The sequence below is a fragment of the Actinoplanes sp. NPDC051475 genome (assembly GCF_040689425.1).
Taxonomy (GTDB): domain Bacteria; phylum Actinomycetota; class Actinomycetes; order Mycobacteriales; family Micromonosporaceae; genus Actinoplanes.
This window is the reverse complement of sequence record NZ_JBFAZZ010000021.1, coordinates 62,324-81,397: the sequence shown is the minus strand read 5'-3', so window position 1 is coordinate 81,397 and position 19,074 is coordinate 62,324. Positions and strand designations below refer to the sequence as shown.

General features: G+C 68.4%; 16 protein-coding genes. All 16 read right to left on the bottom strand.

The window, feature by feature from the left end; translation table 11 throughout:
- Nucleotides 1-37 precede the first annotated feature (37 nt).
- Nucleotides 38-4,018, bottom strand: coding sequence for a hypothetical protein (locus AB0368_RS33235; protein WP_366157975.1), 3,981 nt, complete (start codon nt 4,016-4,018; stop codon nt 38-40).
- Between the two features lie 97 nt (nt 4,019-4,115).
- Nucleotides 4,116-5,435, bottom strand: coding sequence for a hypothetical protein (locus AB0368_RS33230; RefSeq protein ID WP_366157974.1), 1,320 nt, complete (start codon nt 5,433-5,435; stop codon nt 4,116-4,118).
- A complete protein-coding gene (locus AB0368_RS33225) occupies nt 5,435-5,626 on the bottom strand; it encodes a hypothetical protein (protein ID WP_366157973.1) in 192 nt (63 codons plus the stop codon). Before AB0368_RS33225 ends, AB0368_RS33230 begins: the two co-directional genes overlap by 1 nt.
- Before the next feature lie 234 nt (nt 5,627-5,860).
- Nucleotides 5,861-6,508, bottom strand: a complete 648-nt coding sequence (locus AB0368_RS33220; protein WP_366157972.1) for a hypothetical protein — start codon at nt 6,506-6,508, stop codon at nt 5,861-5,863.
- A 41-nt stretch (nt 6,509-6,549) separates the two neighbouring features.
- The gene (locus tag AB0368_RS33215) at nt 6,550-7,248 is read right to left on the bottom strand and encodes a DUF981 family protein (RefSeq protein WP_366157971.1); all 699 of its coding nucleotides are present in this window, start codon (nt 7,246-7,248) and stop codon (nt 6,550-6,552) included.
- Complete coding sequence (locus AB0368_RS33210; RefSeq protein WP_366157970.1) at nt 7,245-7,775, bottom strand: MarR family transcriptional regulator; 531 nt, start codon at nt 7,773-7,775, stop codon at nt 7,245-7,247. The genes AB0368_RS33215 and AB0368_RS33210 overlap by 4 nt, the downstream gene beginning before the upstream one ends.
- A 265-nt stretch (nt 7,776-8,040) precedes the next feature.
- Nucleotides 8,041-8,976, bottom strand: coding sequence for an alpha/beta hydrolase (locus tag AB0368_RS33205; RefSeq protein WP_366157969.1), 936 nt, complete (start codon nt 8,974-8,976; stop codon nt 8,041-8,043).
- A 229-nt stretch (nt 8,977-9,205) separates the two neighbouring features.
- Nucleotides 9,206-10,195, bottom strand: coding sequence for a hypothetical protein (locus tag AB0368_RS33200; protein WP_366157968.1), 990 nt, complete (start codon nt 10,193-10,195; stop codon nt 9,206-9,208).
- Between the two features lie 82 nt (nt 10,196-10,277).
- Complete coding sequence (locus AB0368_RS33195) at nt 10,278-10,727, bottom strand: hypothetical protein (RefSeq protein WP_366157967.1); 450 nt, start codon at nt 10,725-10,727, stop codon at nt 10,278-10,280.
- Nucleotides 10,724-10,960 carry a hypothetical protein gene (locus AB0368_RS33190; protein WP_366157966.1) on the bottom strand — a complete coding sequence of 79 codons (237 nt, stop codon included), beginning with the start codon at nt 10,958-10,960 and terminating at the stop codon, nt 10,724-10,726. Before AB0368_RS33190 ends, AB0368_RS33195 begins: the two co-directional genes overlap by 4 nt.
- A gap of 45 nt (nt 10,961-11,005) precedes the next feature.
- Nucleotides 11,006-11,314, bottom strand: coding sequence for a hypothetical protein (locus AB0368_RS33185; RefSeq protein ID WP_366157965.1), 309 nt, complete (start codon nt 11,312-11,314; stop codon nt 11,006-11,008).
- Entirely contained in the window at nt 11,311-11,925 is a 615-nt protein-coding gene (locus AB0368_RS33180; RefSeq protein ID WP_366157964.1) for a hypothetical protein, read from the bottom strand. The genes AB0368_RS33185 and AB0368_RS33180 overlap by 4 nt, the downstream gene beginning before the upstream one ends.
- Entirely contained in the window at nt 11,925-13,781 is a 1,857-nt protein-coding gene (locus AB0368_RS33175) for a TraM recognition domain-containing protein (protein WP_366158015.1), read from the bottom strand. Before AB0368_RS33175 ends, AB0368_RS33180 begins: the two co-directional genes overlap by 1 nt.
- Nucleotides 13,781-15,349, bottom strand: coding sequence for a hypothetical protein (locus AB0368_RS33170; protein ID WP_366157963.1), 1,569 nt, complete (start codon nt 15,347-15,349; stop codon nt 13,781-13,783). The genes AB0368_RS33175 and AB0368_RS33170 overlap by 1 nt, the downstream gene beginning before the upstream one ends.
- On the bottom strand, nt 15,346-16,863 hold the full coding sequence (locus tag AB0368_RS33165) for an SCO6880 family protein (protein WP_366157962.1): 1,518 nt from the start codon (nt 16,861-16,863) through the stop codon (nt 15,346-15,348). The genes AB0368_RS33170 and AB0368_RS33165 overlap by 4 nt, the downstream gene beginning before the upstream one ends.
- A 27-nt stretch (nt 16,864-16,890) precedes the next feature.
- On the bottom strand, nt 16,891-19,032 hold the full coding sequence (locus AB0368_RS33160; protein WP_366157961.1) for a hypothetical protein: 2,142 nt from the start codon (nt 19,030-19,032) through the stop codon (nt 16,891-16,893).
- Between the last annotated feature and the right edge of the window lie 42 nt (nt 19,033-19,074).

Genomic DNA, 19,074 nt, shown 5'->3' with positions numbered 1-19,074 from the left:
CCGAAGACCGGAGTTGTTCCCTTCGATAGGCGCAGCGTCATGTGCCTTGTGGTCGAGCGCGCGGAGTCGGTGACAATGAGTTCGCCGGCCGAGGTGATGTCTGCGTGGTAGGAGTTGTCGAGGCGGATGTCTTCACGGCGGCAGAGGGCTGTTGCTTTGGTGTCGTGACACTCGGAGCGGGCTGGAGCGGTGCCTTCTTAGCCGGTTCCTCGTCGCCTCGCTCCGCGAACGCTGCGAAGGCTACACAGATCGCGAGGGCCACGACGACGACGCCTACGTCGATACGCGTCAGCGGCAAGCCGACAATCTTCCTCCACACGCCAGGCTCCGGCGCATCGCCTGTGGAGGGGTGCAGACGACCGACCACGAGCTGCATGATGCCGACGACAAAGGAGATTAAGCCAAAGATCCAAGTTCCAGTTTCCAGGCCATCGCGAGACCAGAAGGCGGTGTCGATCGGGACCGCAACGGCTGCTGCGAGAACGACGCCGAGGGACCCACGCTGGACGGCGATCGCCCGCCGACGGCCGGGATTCGCGGTCAGCAGCTTGATGATTTCATCAGGTGGCCACGGCTGCCATTGAGTACGTGACCGTTCGCGGCGTGCCAGAGTCAGCAGCCGTTTGAGCCCCACATCCTGCGGGTTGCCCGTTACAAGTTGTTGCAGTTGCGTGACCGCGGCGTCAGTGCCGCGGCTGGCCAGGGCCGGTAGAAGCCTGTTGCGCAGATCCGCCGCACTCTCCCGAGCAGTCACGATATGCATACCGTGCACCGTGGGGTCTTGGTGCGGCGGGAACAGCGTAGTGGTCAACTTCCACAGTTCTACGAGGTCTTCTTCTGCCAGTTGTCGTACATCGAAAACTTGACCGTAGGCGACATCTTCGATGACGTCGGTAGCCAGCTGGCCGTTGGCCATGAATAGGGGCCGCAATACCAACCATACGTTTCCAGGGGTTGCTTCAAGGGCCTTCGCGGCGAGCCTGTGGACCGAGGCGCTATCTCCTCTGTCGATGTATTGGCGAAGTAGGGCGATGCCGCGGGGCGCATCGATCTCGACGAGCCGCTGGAAGGCAATCCCTGAGGTGGCAGCATCGAGTGTGGTGTCAGTGACCAGAGTCTCCAGCCACGCTGCCGCCTCAGCGGTCAGCGCCGGTGAGATGCGGCGAAGAGTGAACTGGCTGGAGTCAGGTCGGCCGCGCATGTCACGTTCGGCCGCGGACAGTAGCTCTTGTCGTGCGTACTGGTATGCACCTTTGACGGCGGGCAACATGGGGAGATCGTCTGCGGTGACGAACGGCCCACGGATCAGGGCCGGTGCCCAGAACCTCCAGCGCGACGGTTCGAGCACAGCGTGGGCTCTTCTGTGCGACATCAGCACTAGGGCACGGGCGGCCGCTAGCGCTCCCGTATTGAAGCTTCCGGTGCCGAGGAGGTCCGCGCCATTGGAAGTCGCGGTCTTCAAGTAGACGATGGCGGAGTCTGTGGCAGCGTCTTGCTCAACGGCGTCGAGTGTCTGCCAACCCGGAAGACTTTCGACGTTCACCTCGAATGATTCTGTTACGTATCGCTGATCGGGCCGGAACTGCGCCCAGTAACAGAACGTGTGAAAGGCTTCTGAGGGGGGTTGGGTCAGGCTATCTCGTAGTCTGGCCCGCAGCTCCTCCGTGGTGAGTACGGGTTCGCCCTCGTCGCTCTCGTCCTCGTGAAAGGGCGGCGCATCGTGGCTTGAGGGGTCGGGCGGATTGAGCCAGTGTCGCGCGACCTCCTGGAACAGAGGACTGTCGGGGGCTACTTGTCGTAGCGCGGCGAGGTGTTCTAGGCGGGTGGCGTCGTATGCGTTGACTAGCCATGGCCGCCACTGTCGAGCCTCTTCAACGCTGGTGGTGAGGGTCTCGGCGCGGGCCAGTAGTGAGACGAAGTCGTCGGCACCAAGAAGGCCAGCCTGGCGCAACTTGAGCGCGAGCAATGCGGAGGAGGGCCGAGACTGCAGCTCGATCAAGAGTTCACGGCGTGCGACCGGCTCCATCTGCGGTAGCTCGGTGAGCCGATCGCGGATGACATTGAGGTGTCGTACCGCTCTGCCACCGATGACGTCAGCAACTCCGGTGCGCACCGTCGGATCGGCGAGCATCTGAAGCCCAACCACGAAGATCGCGTCGCAGACCATTGCTGTTTGCTCGGCAAGGCCGCCGAGTTGAGGTCCGCGTATCGGGGCTTGCTGTTCCGTCTCGGTGACCCACCTGAGCGATTCCTGGACCTCTGCGGGCGTCATCTGGGTCGACTGGAACGCAGACGGCAGCGTCCCAGTGAGGAACGAGCGGTAATTCCCGTACAGGTCAGGGTTTTCGGCGGGCTTCAGTCGGGACAGCACGGCAGCGGGTGAGGTGCCGGAGCGGAGCAGGGCGCGCAGGCCGATGCCGAACAGTTCGTCTTCATCCCCGCTCTGCTGAAGAGCCGGGTCTGCCAGCGTGGCGAGCCGGCTGTCCGGAATCGGTGGTCCGAGCTCCAGCGCGGCGCGACCTGCCGCAGAGCGGACAGCCACCGAACGGGTCGTGTCGAGTGTGGTGTTCAGCAGAGCATCGTGCATCCCGTTGAGGCTGTTCAGGCGGGCGATGCGAACCGCGAGGTCGCAGGCATCAGAGGTGCTAGCTTGGTCGTCCAATACGGCACGTAGTCGCTGTTCGATGCCGTCGTAATGGAGCCTGGTGAGCCTGAGGTGTTCGATGCGCCCCGTCTCGTAGCGCTGCGCCATCTCCAGAAGTCGATCGACGAGCACGCTGCGGTAACGCGCGTCACGCAGCTCGATGTTGCTGCCCAGGAAAGCTTCGGGGTCGCTCCCGAGGAGTGCCTGGAACCGTTCAGGCGCCATCGAGATCATCCAGGCTGCTACTGCCTGCAGCTGCGGGGCCGGGCGGTCGCCGGGTCCCGCGAGGAGGCGGGTCAGCCGATCGGCTGGCAGACCAGAGTTGACTAGGTGTTCCGCGGCCAGGAACTCGGTGACCGTCTGGTAGGCGAAGAAATGGCGGCGACCGTCCGCCGAGGCGAATAACGCCGTGTGTAGTACAGCGTCGTAGTCCGTCGAGTTGATCACCGCGGCGCAGTCAGCGTCCGTCAGGTGGTGAGGCCCAGGCACGTCCGTGAGGGTGAGAAGTGGGCGCCCACCGAGAATGCTCAGCGCGGCGAGCCACCGTGCTGCCTCCAGTAGGGGTTCTGCGGCTGCACGTTGGCTCGGACTGTATTGCCGAGCAGGGTCGGTCAGCAGGCGCCGGCTGGCGCGCCGGAACAGCTCGATCTGTTCTGAGGGAAGGGCGCCGCCGCCTTCGAGGTAGTCGTCGACGAGGAGTCTCAAGGTGTGCGGGCTGGTGACCAGGTCGATGATGCCCGCGTCTCGGACAGCGTCGAGGAAGGCGTCTACATCGACATCCGCGGATCGCAGATATTCGGCGATGTTCTCCTGGTCCAACGGCTCAATGAGGAACACGTTGACCGTGTCGAACGTGCGCCACAGGGCTTCCTCGGCCCCTGTTAACCAGCTCGCGCTGCGGCATGCCAGCACCAGTCGAACATTCGCCCGCCGGGCAGCCTTGGCGACTTCGCGGACGAGCTCGATGAGATTCGGACCGTCCAATGGGGCTTCGTCAATGCTGTCGAGGGCCAGCAGCGGTTCCGGCGCATAGCTTGCCGGGCCGTTCTCGACGCTGTCAGGGGCGGTGATTTCAGCGATGATCCCGGCAATGAGGTCAAGGATGCGGGAGTCGCCGACCAGGCTCGGGAGGTGCACCCGGCGGGCACGTCGCCCGCCGGAGTCGATGAGGCGGTAAAGATCGGTAGTTTTACCGGCTCCGGGTGGCGCCAGCAGGACCGTGCATGATCCGTTGGTCGCTTCAGCGATCGGGCTCAGTCCGGCTGCGGCTTCCTGCCCTACCGCCCGAGCAGCCTCAACGTCGTTCTCGGAGTGCCCGAAGAGGCTTCGTGGCCGCCAGTACCGCCGGAGTTCAGCACGGTTGGGCGGATTCACCGTCGCATTCTAACGAGGCTGCGCCCAAGCATGAGCGCGACCCGCGGGCAAGAAGGTCCGGCGGCCAGTCACCTACCTCAGGGTTGAGCAGTCGACATCAACGTGGTGCCTCCTGGCCGAAAGACCCTGCTCCTGGTCCAGCCGGCCCGCTTCCGTTACGTCCTAGCCTTCGACTTTCTTGGCGTCCGGGTCCCAGCTGACTGCCCGATGCGTTCAAACCGCCCGCTGCTGGGTTGGGCGTCCGTCCGCTAAGGAGAAGGTGAAGACAGCGGCGGACGACGATTTCGACGTCATCGACCATCCGCTTCAGCGAGGACGTCGACGACCCATCTAGATTGAAGAGGGTGCCGGCAGATGGGTCATCGCCGTGGATCCGGTCGTTTCGTACGCCGTAGGCCTTCAACATGAATGACCGGATCTGTTGCGGCTCTACTCCGAGGAAGGAGTCATCGCGTAGGAGGTCTGCGGCGCCGTCCGCGACTCGATCTCCCTTCGTGCGGGTGTGCTGATGTCCTAGCCGCTTGATAAAAATGATCTCCGCGCAGGTCATGAGGTCGGCGAGCCGATCTTCTGCGTAGCGATGGGCGCCGGCAAAGACCAGTCGACGCAACGCGCGCTGGAACATCGCATCGTCTGTGACGGTGGGGGCGCCGAGCCAGCCGTAAACCCTGGCAAGGTCTGCCAGCTGGCCGCCCGTCAGCAGAGTCGGCCGGGCGTAGTCGACGGCCTCCTTTGCCGACAGCACCGCCGAGCCGCCGCCGATGATCGGGAAGTCGTCGTCATGTTGCTGCAGGATCGCGCGGGTGACCACCGCTGAGCCGCCGCAGACAATCCGCAAAGCTGTGACGAATCGCTGACCTGGCTCTAGCAATGACGGAAAGTCAGGGGCTGCTGGCTGCTCGGGAAGGTCAGCGGCCGACACAATGGGATACGGCGTTGTCACGGTCATCGCCCACTGGTGTTCGGGCTCGAGGTTGACGAACAACGGTCCACCGGCGAACTCAGCAGGAACGGCGCCGCGTGCGATCGCCAGACTTACCTGGCTGTCCGTCATTTGCTCCAGGGCGACGCCGCTATCCAGGTTCAGCCGTTTCACTTCACTGGAGACCTGCAGCGCATTCAGCGGCAGGAACTCAACCACCCGGACATGAGTTGCGCGCAGGCCGGCTTCCAAGCGGGCATATGCCTCATCGAACTCGGCCGACTCGAAGCGGTAGGCGCGCAACCGACCGACCATCGGCGCGAGCAGTTCCTTGACCAGCAGCCACTCAAGCTGTCGGGTCTGGAGGGAGAACTCAACTCCGACTCCGCAGTCGACCCGCTTACTCAAGAGCGGGTCGGCGGCGAACTCCTTCCGTACCGCCTGCATTGCGGGAAGGCGGTCGAGCCAGCCAAGCGTCGAGACCGCAGTTGGCATCACCCAGGTATGCGCTTCTTCGCACCGAATTCGCGCTGGCCAAAGCGGTTCCAGCCGTTGGTGTCGAGTTGGTCACCGAAATCGGGCATGCCCTCGTCGGCGGCAAGACGGGCGAAAGCTTCGTGGATCAGAGTGGCTACCGCGGTGCGAAGATCAGCGGGGTTGGCTAGCTCAAGCTGAGAGACGTGCATCGTCGAGTCCTCGTACTGGCGTGCCGCCTGGCAGCGGGCTGGCTGAAGGCCAGTCGGTCAGTCTGTCGGAGCGTGAGTTTGGGTGCAACTGCAATTGCCGGAAAGTCGACGAATTTGCCTCGCCTATCAGCGCTTCCAAACCCGTGTAACTAACCTTGACGGGGCCTCGGCCCCTCCCTTGACGGGACCTCGGCCCCTCGAGGAGGTGGCTGGAGAGACCGAGGCCGCCCGTAGCTACTGACGTAATTGGTCAAGGACGTGCCGGGCGCAGCCAATCAACAATTCTTGAGTGTTCAGCTGTTCGGTGGCGGCGCTGTTGACCGGGATGAGGGCGATGCTCAGGTAGAGGTTACCGTCGTAGGCCATCAGGTGCGGGCCGGTGGTGGGGTCGGTGTAGGCCGCGGCCTGCTGGCCGACGCCGGGCACGTCGGTCACTGTGGTGGACCTCTGCTGGGCGCCGCGCATGCCTTCGTAGAAGCCCTGCACCGATCCCTCTTGGCTGGTCATGACCTCCAGAGAGATCAAGCTGCGCATTCCGGCAGGGCCGTACTGATGGCTGCAGGTGGCGAGAGATGAGGTCCTGGTGTCGCTGAATCGCGGTTGTCCCAGGTTGCCGGCGTCGACGCCGAGCGCCTGGGTGAGGCGCGCGCCGTCCAGTGCGCTGCAGATGTCGCGCCGGTTGACGTAGCGCGCTGCGGTGGTGGCCCGCGGCGCTGCCGAGCTTGACGACTGAGCAGCGGTAGACGCCGAGGCGCTCGCTTGCATGCTGGCCGGGGGCTGGGTGCTGCCTGTGTCGCGACATGCTCCTGCACCGAGCGCTAGGAGCACGGCCACGATCCCGCAGGCGGTACGGAGCATCGCGGTGGTCGGTGAAAGGGACATGGGTCGCCTCCTTCCGGCTGAGGGAGTCACGGTCATGGGCCTTACCACCGGTAGTCCGAGCCATTGACGGAGTTAATGACCATGCCGGTGTGGGTGTAAAAGTTCATCGCGGAGAACAACGCGAAACCGATGCCGGCGACGGTCCAGGCCCAGTAGAGGGTTTGCCAGCTGCGGCGGCTACCGGGCCGGGCCGCGAAGGGGAAGAGCAGGCAACCCAGCGCGGCGGGGCCGTAGAGCACTGCGGCGAAGAAGGTGTTTTCGATGGCGGGGTGCTGGTGTAGCAGCCCGGTGATGGGTTCCTCGGCGGGTGCGGCGCTGATGACGTCGAAGCGCACGATGGCCAGGGTGCACCAGGTCATGACGAGCCCGAGGATGAACACGATGATCCCGATGGGACCCAGCGCGTCCGGTAGCCGGTCGGGGTCAAGGGCCGACTTGGTGCGGCTGATCCGCCAGGCGGCGGCCAGCAGGAGCACGCCGAGCAGCAGGGCAGGCTCGCCGAAGATGGTGTCGATGTAGGGCTTGGCCTCGGCGAGCGGGTGGGTGACGGTCATGGTGAAGCCGAGCCCGGTCAGCAGGAGGCCGAGGACGCCGAATGCGGCGGCCCAGCCGCTGTGGTCGGCTGGCGCTCGCACGAGGCGCAGGGGCATGCGTTCGTTGCGCGGCCAGGCCCAGTAGCGCGGGACGAGGATCAGGGCCGCGCCGGCGGAGACGCCGATGAGTGTGTTGTACATGATCATGCGGTTGCTCCTGGCAGTGAGGGGTCGCGGTGGTATGCGGTGATCAGGTGCCGCAGGACGTCAATGTCGTGCCGGTCAGCGCTGACCTGGTTGTCGAGCAGGGTGTTGAGTTCGGCGATGAGCTGCGCGCGTACTTGCTGGTTGAGCGCCCAGCCGGCGGTGGTGGGTGCGAGCAGCGACCGGCGCCGGTCGGTGGCGGGGATGCTGCGGCGCAGGAGGCCGCGTTTGATGAGTGCGGTTGCGGAGCGGGTGACGGAGCCTTTGGAAACGTGGGCCAGGGCGGCGACGACTCCGGTGTCGACGGGTCGGTGCATGACGGTCAGGTGGAGCACGTCGTAGCTGGTCCAGGTCAGGTTGGCTTCGTAGAGGACGGTGACCTCGAGGTGGCGGCGGGCGAAGTTCGCGGTGCGGCACAGTTGGGCGACGTGGTCCAGCCGTCCTGGGCCGGCCTCGGCGCCTGCGAGACCTGGCGCCACCGTCGCCGCCAGGGTGGCGAGGTGGGCGTCACCCGATGGCTTCTCGCTCATCGTCGGGCTCTGGTTGTCGGCTCGTAGAGTGCTGGCGGGTAGGGCCGGGCCCGGGTCTTGCTGTGGCGATGGTGGTCACCGCTGGTCCAGCCCGCCAGCGGGTTTACGGGCCAGAACTGGTGAGCGTCGTCGAGCGCGCCCACCGTGCTGGGCAGGCGCCGGGTGTGCCGAGCGGGGCGGTGACTGGCGGTGTATCGGGGCATGGTCGGGGTCCTTTCCACAGAGGTTCGCCTGTCGTGGTGGGTCTGCAAGCCCATGCCGGTCATCACCGGCACGACGCGACCAGCGGCGTGCCCGGGGCGGTGCGCTGGTGGTGGAGCCAGGCGGCGATGGCGGTGAACGCCTGCGGTGCCGTGCGGTGCAGGTTGATCGAGTGGCCGGTCCGCGAGATGGTCGCCGCGGCCAGTGGGGTGCCGATGGGGAACGCAGTGTGTTCGCGTTGGCAGATGTCGGCCGGTGTGGTGCAGGGCTGGCCGGTGCCGCAGAACAGGGCGTCGGTGGTGCCCATTACGAATAGGACGGGCACGGTGATGGCGCGGCTGTAGGCCAGCTCGTCGTCCGGGGTGAAGGTGAGTTCGCCGGTGGTGGCGGTCGTCTTGGTTTGCTCGTCCCAGCTGGCGGCGCTGCGGACGGCGGTGCTCCGGTCGAGGAAGTACCGGGGTCGGCTGCCGGGCCGGGTGGTCAGGTAGCCGTCCGGCGGTGTGCTGTCGGTGAACTTCGGGTCGGAGGCGGCCGGGTACAGGTCGGTGGTGAAGCGGGTCATCTCGTCGATGCGGATGTCGTGCAGCAGACCGGTGAGTACGAGTGCGTCGACGTCGTGATAGGTGGCGGCTTCGGCCATCGAAATGACCGAGCCGTAGGAATGTCCGACGCCGACGACGCGGGTGAACCGGCCGATGGTGCCGTCGCGCAGCGCGCGGACCGCCTGGTGGGTGACGGTGGCTTCGGTGGTGGTGGTGACCTGGTCGGCGGGTGGCCGGTCGCTGGAGCCGGTGCTGATGCGGTCGATGAGGTAGACGGCGTCCCCGGCGGCGAGCGCCGCGGCGGTGTAGTCGCTGTGCGGGTCGGGGCCGGTCCAGTAGCCGTGGGTGTAGGTCAGTCCGGGGATCAGCAGCTGCACCGTGGTCGTTGTGCGGGCTGGCCGGCACAGCCATCCGGCGAGCCGGTACTGCGCTGCACCGGGATTGGAGGTCAGGGTCACGGCCAGGTCGTGCCGGGCACATCCCGGTCGCGCCACTGATGACGGCTGCGCATGCGCGGCAGGCGTGGCCATCGTCAGGCCAGCCAGAATGAGCGCTAGAGCCACTATGAGCGGTGCCAGGAGTTGACGGGTCCGAGGCCGCGCGTCTGGGATGGCGGCCGGTGCGGTGTGAGGCAGCATGTGTTGCTCCTTCGAGGTTGTGGGTGGAGGCGGTCGAGTGACGGTGGTGTCACTCGACGCTGATGTGGACGTGGTTGGTGTGCCATCCGCTCGGGTCGTCGCCGCCGAAGGGGTTGTTGTAGGCGTGCCAGCCTTCGGAGCGGGTCCAGATGCGGCGGAACCAGATGACGTACTTGATGCCGAGGCGATCGGCGTTGGCGACAGCCCAGGCGGCCATCGCGTCGCCTCGGGCTTTCTGGGCGCCGGAGGCTTCGCCGCCGGAGGTCATCATGAAGTCGCAGGCGCGGCCCTTGGGGTGCTCGCCGTGATCGTCGACGCGGTAGCAGCCCGGTTCCGGGAAGCCAGCGGCTTTGGCTTGCTGCACAAGGTGCAACGTCCGCGGTGTCAGGCAGCCAGAACCGGTGGTCGGATCGGGGCGAATGGTGCAGCCCTCATCCGGCCAGGACCCGTCAGGGTTCCGTTTGACCGCATCGGCCGTACCGCCCGAGGCGGCGGAGCAGTCCGCAGCGCTGCCGGGATCTGCTCCGAGCTGTTGGCCCAGAGCGGTGGCGTCGTCTTCCCACTTCGCGTAGGCATTGGGCAGAGCGGAGCCTTGGACTGCTTGCGCGGCCTCGGTCAGCGGCATGGTCTGCCAGCCGCGGATGGTGGCGAGTTTGTCGTAGAACTTGCCGGCGGCGTAGACGGGGTCGCCGATCTGGGCCGGGGTTCCCCAGCCTTGGCTGGGGCGTTGCTGGAACAGGCCGATGGAGTCGCGGTCACCGCCGGCGAGGTTACGTAGCCCGGACTCCTGCATGGCGGTCGCGAGCGCGATGATCTGGCCGCGTGCCGGGATGCGCCGTTCGGCGCCGACACTGACGATCGTGCGGGCGTTGGCCAGTTGCTCGGCGTCCCACTGCCCGACAGGTTGACGGCTGGCTACCGACGTCGTCGGCGTGGGGGCGCACTCGTCGTTGACGGTGGTCAGCAACAACAGCGGCCCGGCGAGGCAGCAGCCAACAAGCAGGAAGGCGCCCACCACCAAGGCGACGGCGCGGTTCATGGCCGCCGTCTCTGCAGGGAGACAGCAGTGCCCGACGATGCGAGCCCAAGGCCAGCGGTGTCGGTCATCGGGGTCTGCTGCGTCATGGTGCCGACACCGGACGGGCGTCGTCGATCAGCCACCGTCCGCCGGTGCTGGCGACGGTGACGCGGATGAGCCCGGCGTCGGTCGGCACGTCCGCGACCACCACGGCCGTGTCTGCCGTGACCAGGCGGGGGCTGCCGGTCGCCGCTCGGGCGGGAACCTGCGCCGGGCTGCTGTCGGCGAGCAGTTGCGCGTAGGCCGGCGTCACCATCGGCTTTACGCCGGTGTACCAGGCTGTGCGGTCGAGCGTGGGCCGGGCCCACAGCCGGACGTAGGTCAGGGCGGCGAGCAGAGCGGCGTTGCGGCGTGGCCCGCTGACCGCAGCCGCATGGCCACTGCTCGTCACCGCCGCTGGCTCGGCCGGCGCGGAGGAGCCACCGGCGGGGCTGCACCCCGCCATCACGGCGAAGGCGAGCCCGCAGGCGGCGGCCAGTCGCCGGCGGCTCATGCCGGTACGTCGCCGTGTTCGGGCCAGCTGCCGATGGCGTCGTTGGCGGTGGCGGCCATGTCGCGCAGCCGGGTGTGCAGGGTGGTCAGTGCGGTATGGCGTTGGTGGGCGGTGTCGGCGGTGTGCGCCTCGAGCAGCGCGCTGGTTGACGGCGGCGCCTTGGCCGTCGAGCTCGCGCAGGATGTCGACGTAGAGTAGATAGTTTTCGCTGGCCGAGTGACCAGCGGCCGCACAGTCTCTGGCGTCGGGGTCGCGGGCGAGGGTGGTGTAGGCGGCCATCAGTCCTCCAAGCCGGGTTCGTCGTAGACGTCGGTGTCGTAGTCGCCGTCGAGGCGGCCGTCGGTCTCTGCGTCGAGGCGCTCGCGTTCCTCGTCGGCGTACTCGGCGGCACGGTCGTCAGCGTCGGCTTCGTATTCGGCGTCAAGATCACTCACGGGTTCGTTCTCCTGTGTCTGCGGTGCTTCCTGGTCGGCGTCGGGTTCGGTGATGCGCTGGTAGAGGTCGTCGACGTCGCGGTACATGGCCCGCAAGATGGTGTTGAGGCGGTCCCAGGCGGCGTCCGAGGTGACTTCGGCGGGCATGGTCATGACGTCGGCTCCTGCGGGCGGGCGACCGGCACGGCGGTCGGCCGGTTGGTGAGATCGGCGTCCGCGACCAGCACCGCGGCCTCACGCCACGCGCTCGGCCAGGTGAGGTCGAGGTGCCGGTCGGTGTGGGTGCCGTTGCGGCAGCGGGTGTAGTCGTCCCAGTCGCGAAGCCGCAGGCGAGCGCGGGCGAAGCGTTCGTGCCACAGCAGCGGCCCGTCCGCCGGAGCGGCGTCGTCGTATGCGGTGTGCCACGCGGCGGCGAGCGCGGACAGTTCCTCGATCAGCGGCGGATGCTGGTACCAGCAGGCCGGAATCTCTTCGGCCAGCTGGTAGCGGTCGACGGCCCAGTCGACCCAGTCGATCAACCACGCCCACACCAGCGCGGCGGCGTCGCGGTCCAGGTCGGTCCAGCGCAGCGGCCAGGGGATGCTCGACGAGGCTTTGCGCGGTCCGGCGCTGGAGCCGCGGGAGACGGTGTCGGCCAGGGCGAGGTGTTGCTGGTGCAGGGTGTCGACGGCCTCGGTCAGCTTCGCCAAGGACGCGGCGAGCTGGGCGACGGCGACCATGTCCGGCGGCGGGTCGTCGGGCAGTTGGAAGTCGAGGGCGTCCATCAGGCAGCCTCGGCGAGTCGTTTGCGGAAGGCGTCGCGGCCGGCGGTCAGCTCCCCGGCGTCCGGTCGTTCCCACCACGCCGGTACGGCGAGCTCGACCGGCGGCAGGTTGCCGACCAGGGCGAGCGCGCGGCCTTCGGGCAGGGTGCGCAGGTCGGCCAAATCCAGGAGGTTCTCGCGGCGGGTGCTTTCGTTGACCGAGGCCCGGCCGCCGCCCCAGGAGTGGCTGGAGGTGATGTGGCTGACCTGCCCGGCCAGGGCTTGGGCGTCGCGCATGCCGGTGACGTCGCTGCTGCCGCCGATGAGCAGCCGGGCGCTGGCGGAGTCGGCGATGGCCCGCCCGCCCTTGTCGCCCCAGCGTTCGCGGAGCTGGTGCAGGTTCTGCGCGAAGATCGACACGGCGATGCCGGAGCCGCCGCCCTCGTTCATCAAGCTGGGCAGTGACGGCAGGGGGGCGATGTTGGTGATCTCGTCGCCGATGAAGTACAGCGTCGGCTCTATCCGCCCACCCGGCGCGGTCAACGCCAGGCGTTTGGCCTGGTAGAGAATGTCCTCGGACAGGGCAGCGAGCAACGGCGCGATCAGGGCCTGGGCGTCGCGGGTGCCGACCAAATAGATCGTGCCGGACTCGCGCAGCCAGTCGACGGGCTTGAACTGGGTGCCGCGCGGCGGCGAACAGGCCACCAGGACCCGGGGGTCGTTGAACGCATCCAGGGCGCCGGAAACGACGGTTTGGATGGTGTCGCGGGCCCTACCGCTGGTCTCGCGGTGCCGGGCCAGCCGGTCGGCCCACGAGTCGACGCCGTGCGCGCGCAGGATCCGTTCCGGCCGCGAGTTGGCTGGGTTCTGCGACCAGGCCAGAACGTCGAGCATGGTGGCGTGCTCGTCGAGAGCGGCGGCGTGCAGCAGACCTCGCAGGATGGTCGCGGCCTGGTCGCGGAACCATTTGCCGTTCTCCACCGACTCGTCGCCGATGCCGGAGCCGGCGGCGAAGCCGTTGGCCCTGAGCATGGCGACGATCTGGTCGTCCGCTCCTTCGATCGGCGACCACGCCATGCGAGGCACGCCACGGATCTCGCCCTGCGGCTCGAAGATGTGGGTCGGTCCGATCGTGGCCCGGCGGTCGTAGGTGATCTCCGCGACGTCCAGGCGGGTGGAGGTGGTGATGACCGCGCCGCGAGCGTCAGCGACCGCCGGGATCACGTAGCGGGTGGTTTTGTTGCCGAAGCGCGGCACCGCAGCGCCCAGCAGGGTGTATTCGTTGGCCAGGTACAGCGGCCGGCCGCTGGTGGCGTCGTTGCCCAGGAACCGGGCGACCTCGAGGGGGTCACGGCGCCGAGCGGTCTTCGCGGCACGGCTCAGCTGGTCGTCGGTGTCGACGATCGTCAGCCCGGGACGCACCACGTCGACGCGGGCGCGGACCGCGTCGGCGGTCAGCGTGCGGTGCAGGTCGGCGTGGGTGGCGAAGCCGCTTCGGCGCATCCGAGTCTTGGCCAGGTGCAGTGCCGGGGTGCCGATCCCGGCGAGGATGCCGAAGAACGTGAGCGCCCACAACGGATACAGCAACCACCCGCCCCCGATAACCGGGCGGGCGGTGGCCGGCCACGCGTCGGCCGGCTGACTCAGATGCGCGGTCAGCCGCACCACGACCCCGGGCGTTTCGCCGATCGTGGTGTCGGCCCAGCGGTGGTGCGCCAGCAGGGCGGACAGCTGACCGGCCGTCCACAACGAAACCACGCCAACCACCGCGACCACCGTGAACAGCACGAGCAGGACCACGCGGCCGAGGATGTCGGCGCGGGCCCGGCCTTGCCGGGGCGGGCGGTGACCGGGCGAGGACAGCGGCGGGCGGGCCATCACGCGGCCGTTCCGTCGGTCGCGGCGGCGAGCCGGGCGTCGTAGTCGGCGCCGTCGACCGGTGCGGCCTGCTCGTCGGCTTCCATGCGGCTATCGGTGTGCACCATCGCCGTCTCCAGCCGAGAGAGCTGGTGTTTGACGACGAAGGAGCGGGTGCCGACCTTCCACAGACCGACGCCTTGGCGCAGGTAGCTCAGCAGGTCGGTCTCGACGTCGGAGGTGCCGAGGAATTCGCGGGCCTGTTCCAGGCTGCCGGTGGCTTGACGGTAGGAGACCCGCACGCCGGAGTCTTCGATCAGGCCACGGGCGATCCGCACCTGCTCGGAGTCGGCCGATCCGGACGCCGCCAAATCACTGAAGCGGTGGAAGGCTAGGACGTTGGCGATGCCTAGCGCCCGAGCCAGCTTCAACTGTTCGCGCATGCGCCGGATCAGCGGCAGGTGGCGGGCGATGAGCGCGAATTCGTCGTAGAAGCAGACCCGCGGCGGGGCGTCCGGCGCCGAGAGTTCCGTTTCCAGCCAGGACTGCGCGCAGGTCATCGCCATCGCGGTCATCTGATCCGAGGCGCGGATGGTGCGCAGGTCCAGGATCGCGCCGGGCTGGGTGAAGTCCAGGCGGGCATTGGATTCGACCGGGCCGTCGAACACCCCACCGAGCGCTCCACTGATCAAGCGTTCGAGGGCTAGGCGGACCCGGCGCGAGTCGGTGACGAACGTGTCGACGGGGTAGGCGAGCTGGTCGAGGCGGTGCTGCCACAGCCCGGGGTCGCCGGTCGCGGCGAGTACCGCGGACAGGGTGGGGGTGGCCAGCCGGCCGGCGGAGGCGTCGTGTTCGCGGGTGACCGCGTCGACGGCGTACTCCAGCAGAGAACGTTCGGCTTCCTGCAGCGGCCCGCCGAGCTGGATCTCCAGGAGTCCTTCGAGCAGCAGCAGCCGGCGTGAGCGCTGCAACTGCCGCCACTGGGGCTCGGTCTGCTGCGGATAGCGGCGAATCCCCGCGAGGGGGTTCATGATCACCCCGAGGCCGGGGCCGATCCGCACCGGGGTGATGCCGGCAGCCGCGGCGAGCTGTTCGTATTCGCCCTTGTAGTCGGTGCCGTAAAACCTTGTGCCGAACGGGATCCCCCGAAACGCCAGAGTCTTGAGCAGCGACGACTTCGCCGAGCCGATCTCACCGGTCACGACCATGTTCGGGGCGGTGATGACCTTCGCCCGGTACAGCTCGTGCAGGCTGAACGTGAACGCCGAGCGGGAGTACACCTCAAGGCCGATCAGCGGGCCGTCGACGGGCAGTCCCGGGTCGGACACGAACGGATACACGCTGCACAGCTGGGCGGAGGTGGTGGTCAGCGGCGGCAGTTGCATCTGCCAGAACACCCGCCCTGCCGCCCGGCCATAGGCGCCGCGCCGGCCGACCGGCACCGGGCCGAGCAGCCGGTCCTCCTGCCGGGCCACCGCGTGCTGTTCGCGCTCGAGCGCGGCCTGCGCGCGGGCGAGGTCGCGAGCGGCGGCCCGCTGCTCGATGCGGTCCGCGAGGGATCCTTCTCGGCGCAGGACCCTGCGGCTCACGCGGACCACCCCCGGGCCGGCTTCAACCCGCGCGCCAACGGCAGCGCCCCGGCGACGAACGCCTGGTCCTGCTCCCCGGCCAAGACGATGGCCTCGCAGCCGGCCCGCGACAGGATCCGCTTCACCGAGCGCACATCACGGTCGAGATCGGGCATGGTGGGCGCGGTGACGGTGACCAGCAGCGCGTACCGGTACCGCACGTGCCCGGCGGCCTGCTCCCGGTCGATCTGCTCGACCGCGCGGGCCTCGTCATCCTCCCGCGCGGTCCGGACCAGCCGTAGTTTGCGTTTGGTGACCTCGTCGCCGGCCCGGGACACCTTCTCGCGGCGGGTGGCCAGCTGCGCCACCGCCGCCGGGACGGGCTGCGCGACCAGACTTACGGTGCGGCGGCAGGTGGTGCGCATGTAGAGCGGACTCAGCCACGTCGCAGCGACCAGCTGCCGCGGCATCTGCGCCACCCACAGGGTGCGGGAGAACGCCGAGTCGTGCCGGTAGGTGTTCCAGCCGACCGTGCGGGCGGCGACCGGTCCGGCCAGCCGCGGCTCGACTCCCGCCGCCGTCGGGCCGTTCTCGGTCGGAGTGGTGCTGGCGCGCAGGTCGACGACCTCCTGATCGTCGGGATCGAACTGGGTCCGGATGATGGCGGCGTAGGCGCGCGGCGACAGCCAGCCACCGGTGGTAATCCCGACTTCCATCACGGCGGACTCGATTCCGGTCAGCCGGTCCAGCACCACCGCGGCGATCGCCGTGTCCGTCCCGCCGGCCTGGGCGATCTCCCCGGACAGCCGGGCGACGTCGAACACCACCGACAGGTAGATCTCGTGACGCTGCGCCGCAGGCGCTGCCGCGGCGGTCAGCTGCGCCAGCGACCGGTAGGCGTCACTGCTGGTGTCGACGGCCCGGTTCACCAGGTATCGCTGGGCTGCGTTGCCGGTGTCCGGCACCGCGCGGGAGGTCACCGACCAGCGGATCAGGCCAGCGTCGGCGTACTCACTGCCGAGGATGTTGAGCAGCTGCGCCCAGTCGGTCAGCCGCTGGCTCTGCACGTCGCGGTCGGCCAGGATGAGGTTGGTGCCGTAGCACGTGAGGGCCGCGGTCACCGTCTTCTCCCGGCGGTGACGCAGCAGGCCGATCTGTTTGGTGCCATCCGAGGCGGTCGCTTCGAGCCACACGTAGGCGGCGGCCGGGCCGGGCAGGTCCATCCACTGCTCGACGCTGCTCGGCGCGTACGGGCCACCGCGGTATTCGCTCTGCCCGGCACGGCGCTGCAGCAGAGCTCCGGCGACGACCGGCGCCCACTCGGTCACGCGGCGGCCCTTGAACCGCAGCAGGCCCAGCGTCACCAGCAGCAGGCAGCCCGCCAGCGCGCCGAGCGCGGCTCCGCGATGGCCGGCGACCAGCAAGTTGAGGGCCACCACGGCGGCGATGACACCCGCCATGACCAGGGCGATCTGGGACCAGGCGAACCCGAGGACCGCTCCGCGCGTCGAGCGCGGCGGAAACTGGAACTTCATCGGATCTTCCCTTTCGTCAAGCTCTGGCTAGATCGGCACGATGGGCACTTCGGCGGCTACGGCGGCAGCACCGTCGCCGCCGTTCGCTGCGGCGCCCGAGCGGCCACCGGACTGCTCGCTGTCGGCCGATGGGTTCTGCTGTGGCGAGGTGTCCGGCCCCGCTGCCGGTGCGGCCGCTGATGGCTCACTCGCCGACGAGGCGCCCGCCGGGTCGCCACCCGCGGCGGCGGGTGACGGCGTGCCGGCGGAGTCCGGCATCGGGGAGGTACCGGCTTCAGGGCCGCTAACATCCGCTCCAGTGCCGGTGCTGCTGTCGCCCGGTCCGCCACCCGTGCCGACGCCGGTCGGGGTGCCGGTGAGGTCGCTGGTGACGCCACCGGTCGGGTCGGCGGTCTGCGCCGCGCCCGGGGTTACCGGCAGCGACCCTTGAGAGCCGGTCGCATCGCCGGGAGCGGTGAGCTGTCCGGACGCCACGTCGTGCTGCGCGCTTTGCGCGCCTGCGTGGATGCCGTCGGCTTCCTCGCCGTTCGGGGTCTCACCGGCCCCGTCCTGGCCGTCACTACTGGCGTCCTTGGCGGTTTCACCGACCTGCCCGCCGTCGGCACCGGTCGAAGCGGCGTCGGCCACCTGCCGGCCGGTGCCGTCACCGATGCCGGCTGCCCCTTCGGCTGCCCCTTCGGCTGCCCCTTCGGCTGCCTCGACCGGGCTGGTCGGCATGCTCGCGGCGTTCTCGTCCATAAGTCCAGCTGCACCAGACGCCGGACTGCCGCCACCATCGCCTGCGTCGGCGGCCCCGCCGCGGACTCCGTCGACGAAATCAGCGCCGAGCTGCAGCGGGCCCCCGGCGCTCGACAGGATGCCGTGGGCGTTGACGTCGGACAGGTATCCGTCCCACAGCGTTGTCAGCCGCAACAGGATCCACGGCGCCACCACCATCAGCCAGATCAGCAGCACCCCGCGCAGCGCGTTCATCAGGTCGTCCGACCCGTACGCCGACCGCGAACCGTAGATCCACAGCTCAGCGATGAAGAACTTGCTGCTGCCCAGAGCGTTCACCGTCCAGAACCAGCGGCGCCCCCAATGCCGGGTCTCGTGCATGGCCTGCCCGGACATCGCGACCGCGCCGAACAGTGCGGCCCCGGTAGCCAGCAGCCCCCGGAACAGCATGATCACGAACAGCAGGAGCAGGCCGATGGTCGCCAGCACGGCCAGCAGCAGGGCGATGAACATGGTCCCGGCGCCGCCGGTGAGGTTGCTGAAGCTGGTCACTAGTAGCGACGGGTCGTACGGGGTACGCGCGTTCGCCTCGATGACCGCGTTGGTGGCCTGGTCCCACGCCGCGACGATGGTGTAGGCCAGTCCGCCAGCGAAGGTAACGCCAAGCACCGCCCGCACGAGACCACCCAGCGACGCGACCGGGCTAGGCCCGGCGCTGGTGCGCAGCCCGTTAATGACCGTAGAGAGCACGAAGAAGACGAAGATCAGCCCGACCATCACGCCGGCGAGAGAGTTGTAGGTGGAGTAGAACGCGGCGTCCGGCGACGAGATCGCGGTGACTGTGAAGACCCAGCTGGCCAGCTTGGACAGTAGAAACACCACGCCTTGCACCGCCGCGTCCACGAGCCCTTGGATGCCGGTGCGCACGCCGGTTTCCAGCGCTTCCTGGGCGCCATGCTGCACCTTGCAGTTGACGTCGGAGATCGGGCAGTCCGGTTGTTTCGGGTCCGGGTCGTACAGCTGCGCAGCCCACGTTGAAACCTGCTGCTGACAGAGGTTGTACTTGAGGTCGACGGCCGGCTGCGTGTGGGACTCGGGGCTATAGCCGACAGGGAGCTGCGCGGCACAATTGATCAGTCCGGTGGGGCCGGCGCCAGTGCTGGGGCCGTCCATCAGCACTGAGGCGGTCCCGTCGGGCGGGTTATCGCTCAAGGTGATCGATGCGGCGGCGCAGGACTGCTTGTCGGCGTCGCTGGTCGCTTTACTGCACTGGGTGACCCAGTGCGAGCGGCCCTGCTCGGTGGGCTTGTCAACGTGCACGGCCCACGGCATGCACCACGCGACCGAACCGGGTGCTTTCGCCGCGCACGCGGCGTCGACGACCGGGCTCGACGGTGCAGGGCTCGGGCTGGGAGCCGCATGGGCGCGGACCGCGCCGCCGACCAGCATCACGACCGTCAGCGCAAGAAGGAGTAGCCCGCGCGCGATGGGCGT

Coding starts and splice junctions, on each gene's coding strand:
- AB0368_RS33230 (WP_366157974.1), bottom strand. CDS start 5,435: ATGCCAACTGCGGTCTCGACGCTTGGCTGGCTCGACCGCCTTCCCGCA.
- AB0368_RS33225 (WP_366157973.1), bottom strand. CDS start 5,626: ATGCACGTCTCTCAGCTTGAGCTAGCCAACCCCGCTGATCTTCGCACC.
- AB0368_RS33220 (WP_366157972.1), bottom strand. CDS start 6,508: ATGTCCCTTTCACCGACCACCGCGATGCTCCGTACCGCCTGCGGGATC.
- AB0368_RS33215 (WP_366157971.1), bottom strand. CDS start 7,248: ATGATCATGTACAACACACTCATCGGCGTCTCCGCCGGCGCGGCCCTG.
- AB0368_RS33210 (WP_366157970.1), bottom strand. CDS start 7,775: ATGAGCGAGAAGCCATCGGGTGACGCCCACCTCGCCACCCTGGCGGCG.
- AB0368_RS33200 (WP_366157968.1), bottom strand. CDS start 10,195: ATGAACCGCGCCGTCGCCTTGGTGGTGGGCGCCTTCCTGCTTGTTGGC.
- AB0368_RS33195 (WP_366157967.1), bottom strand. CDS start 10,727: ATGAGCCGCCGGCGACTGGCCGCCGCCTGCGGGCTCGCCTTCGCCGTG.
- AB0368_RS33185 (WP_366157965.1), bottom strand. CDS start 11,314: ATGACCATGCCCGCCGAAGTCACCTCGGACGCCGCCTGGGACCGCCTC.
- AB0368_RS33180 (WP_366157964.1), bottom strand. CDS start 11,925: ATGGACGCCCTCGACTTCCAACTGCCCGACGACCCGCCGCCGGACATG.
- AB0368_RS33175 (WP_366158015.1), bottom strand. CDS start 13,781: ATGGCCCGCCCGCCGCTGTCCTCGCCCGGTCACCGCCCGCCCCGGCAA.
- AB0368_RS33165 (WP_366157962.1), bottom strand. CDS start 16,863: ATGAAGTTCCAGTTTCCGCCGCGCTCGACGCGCGGAGCGGTCCTCGGG.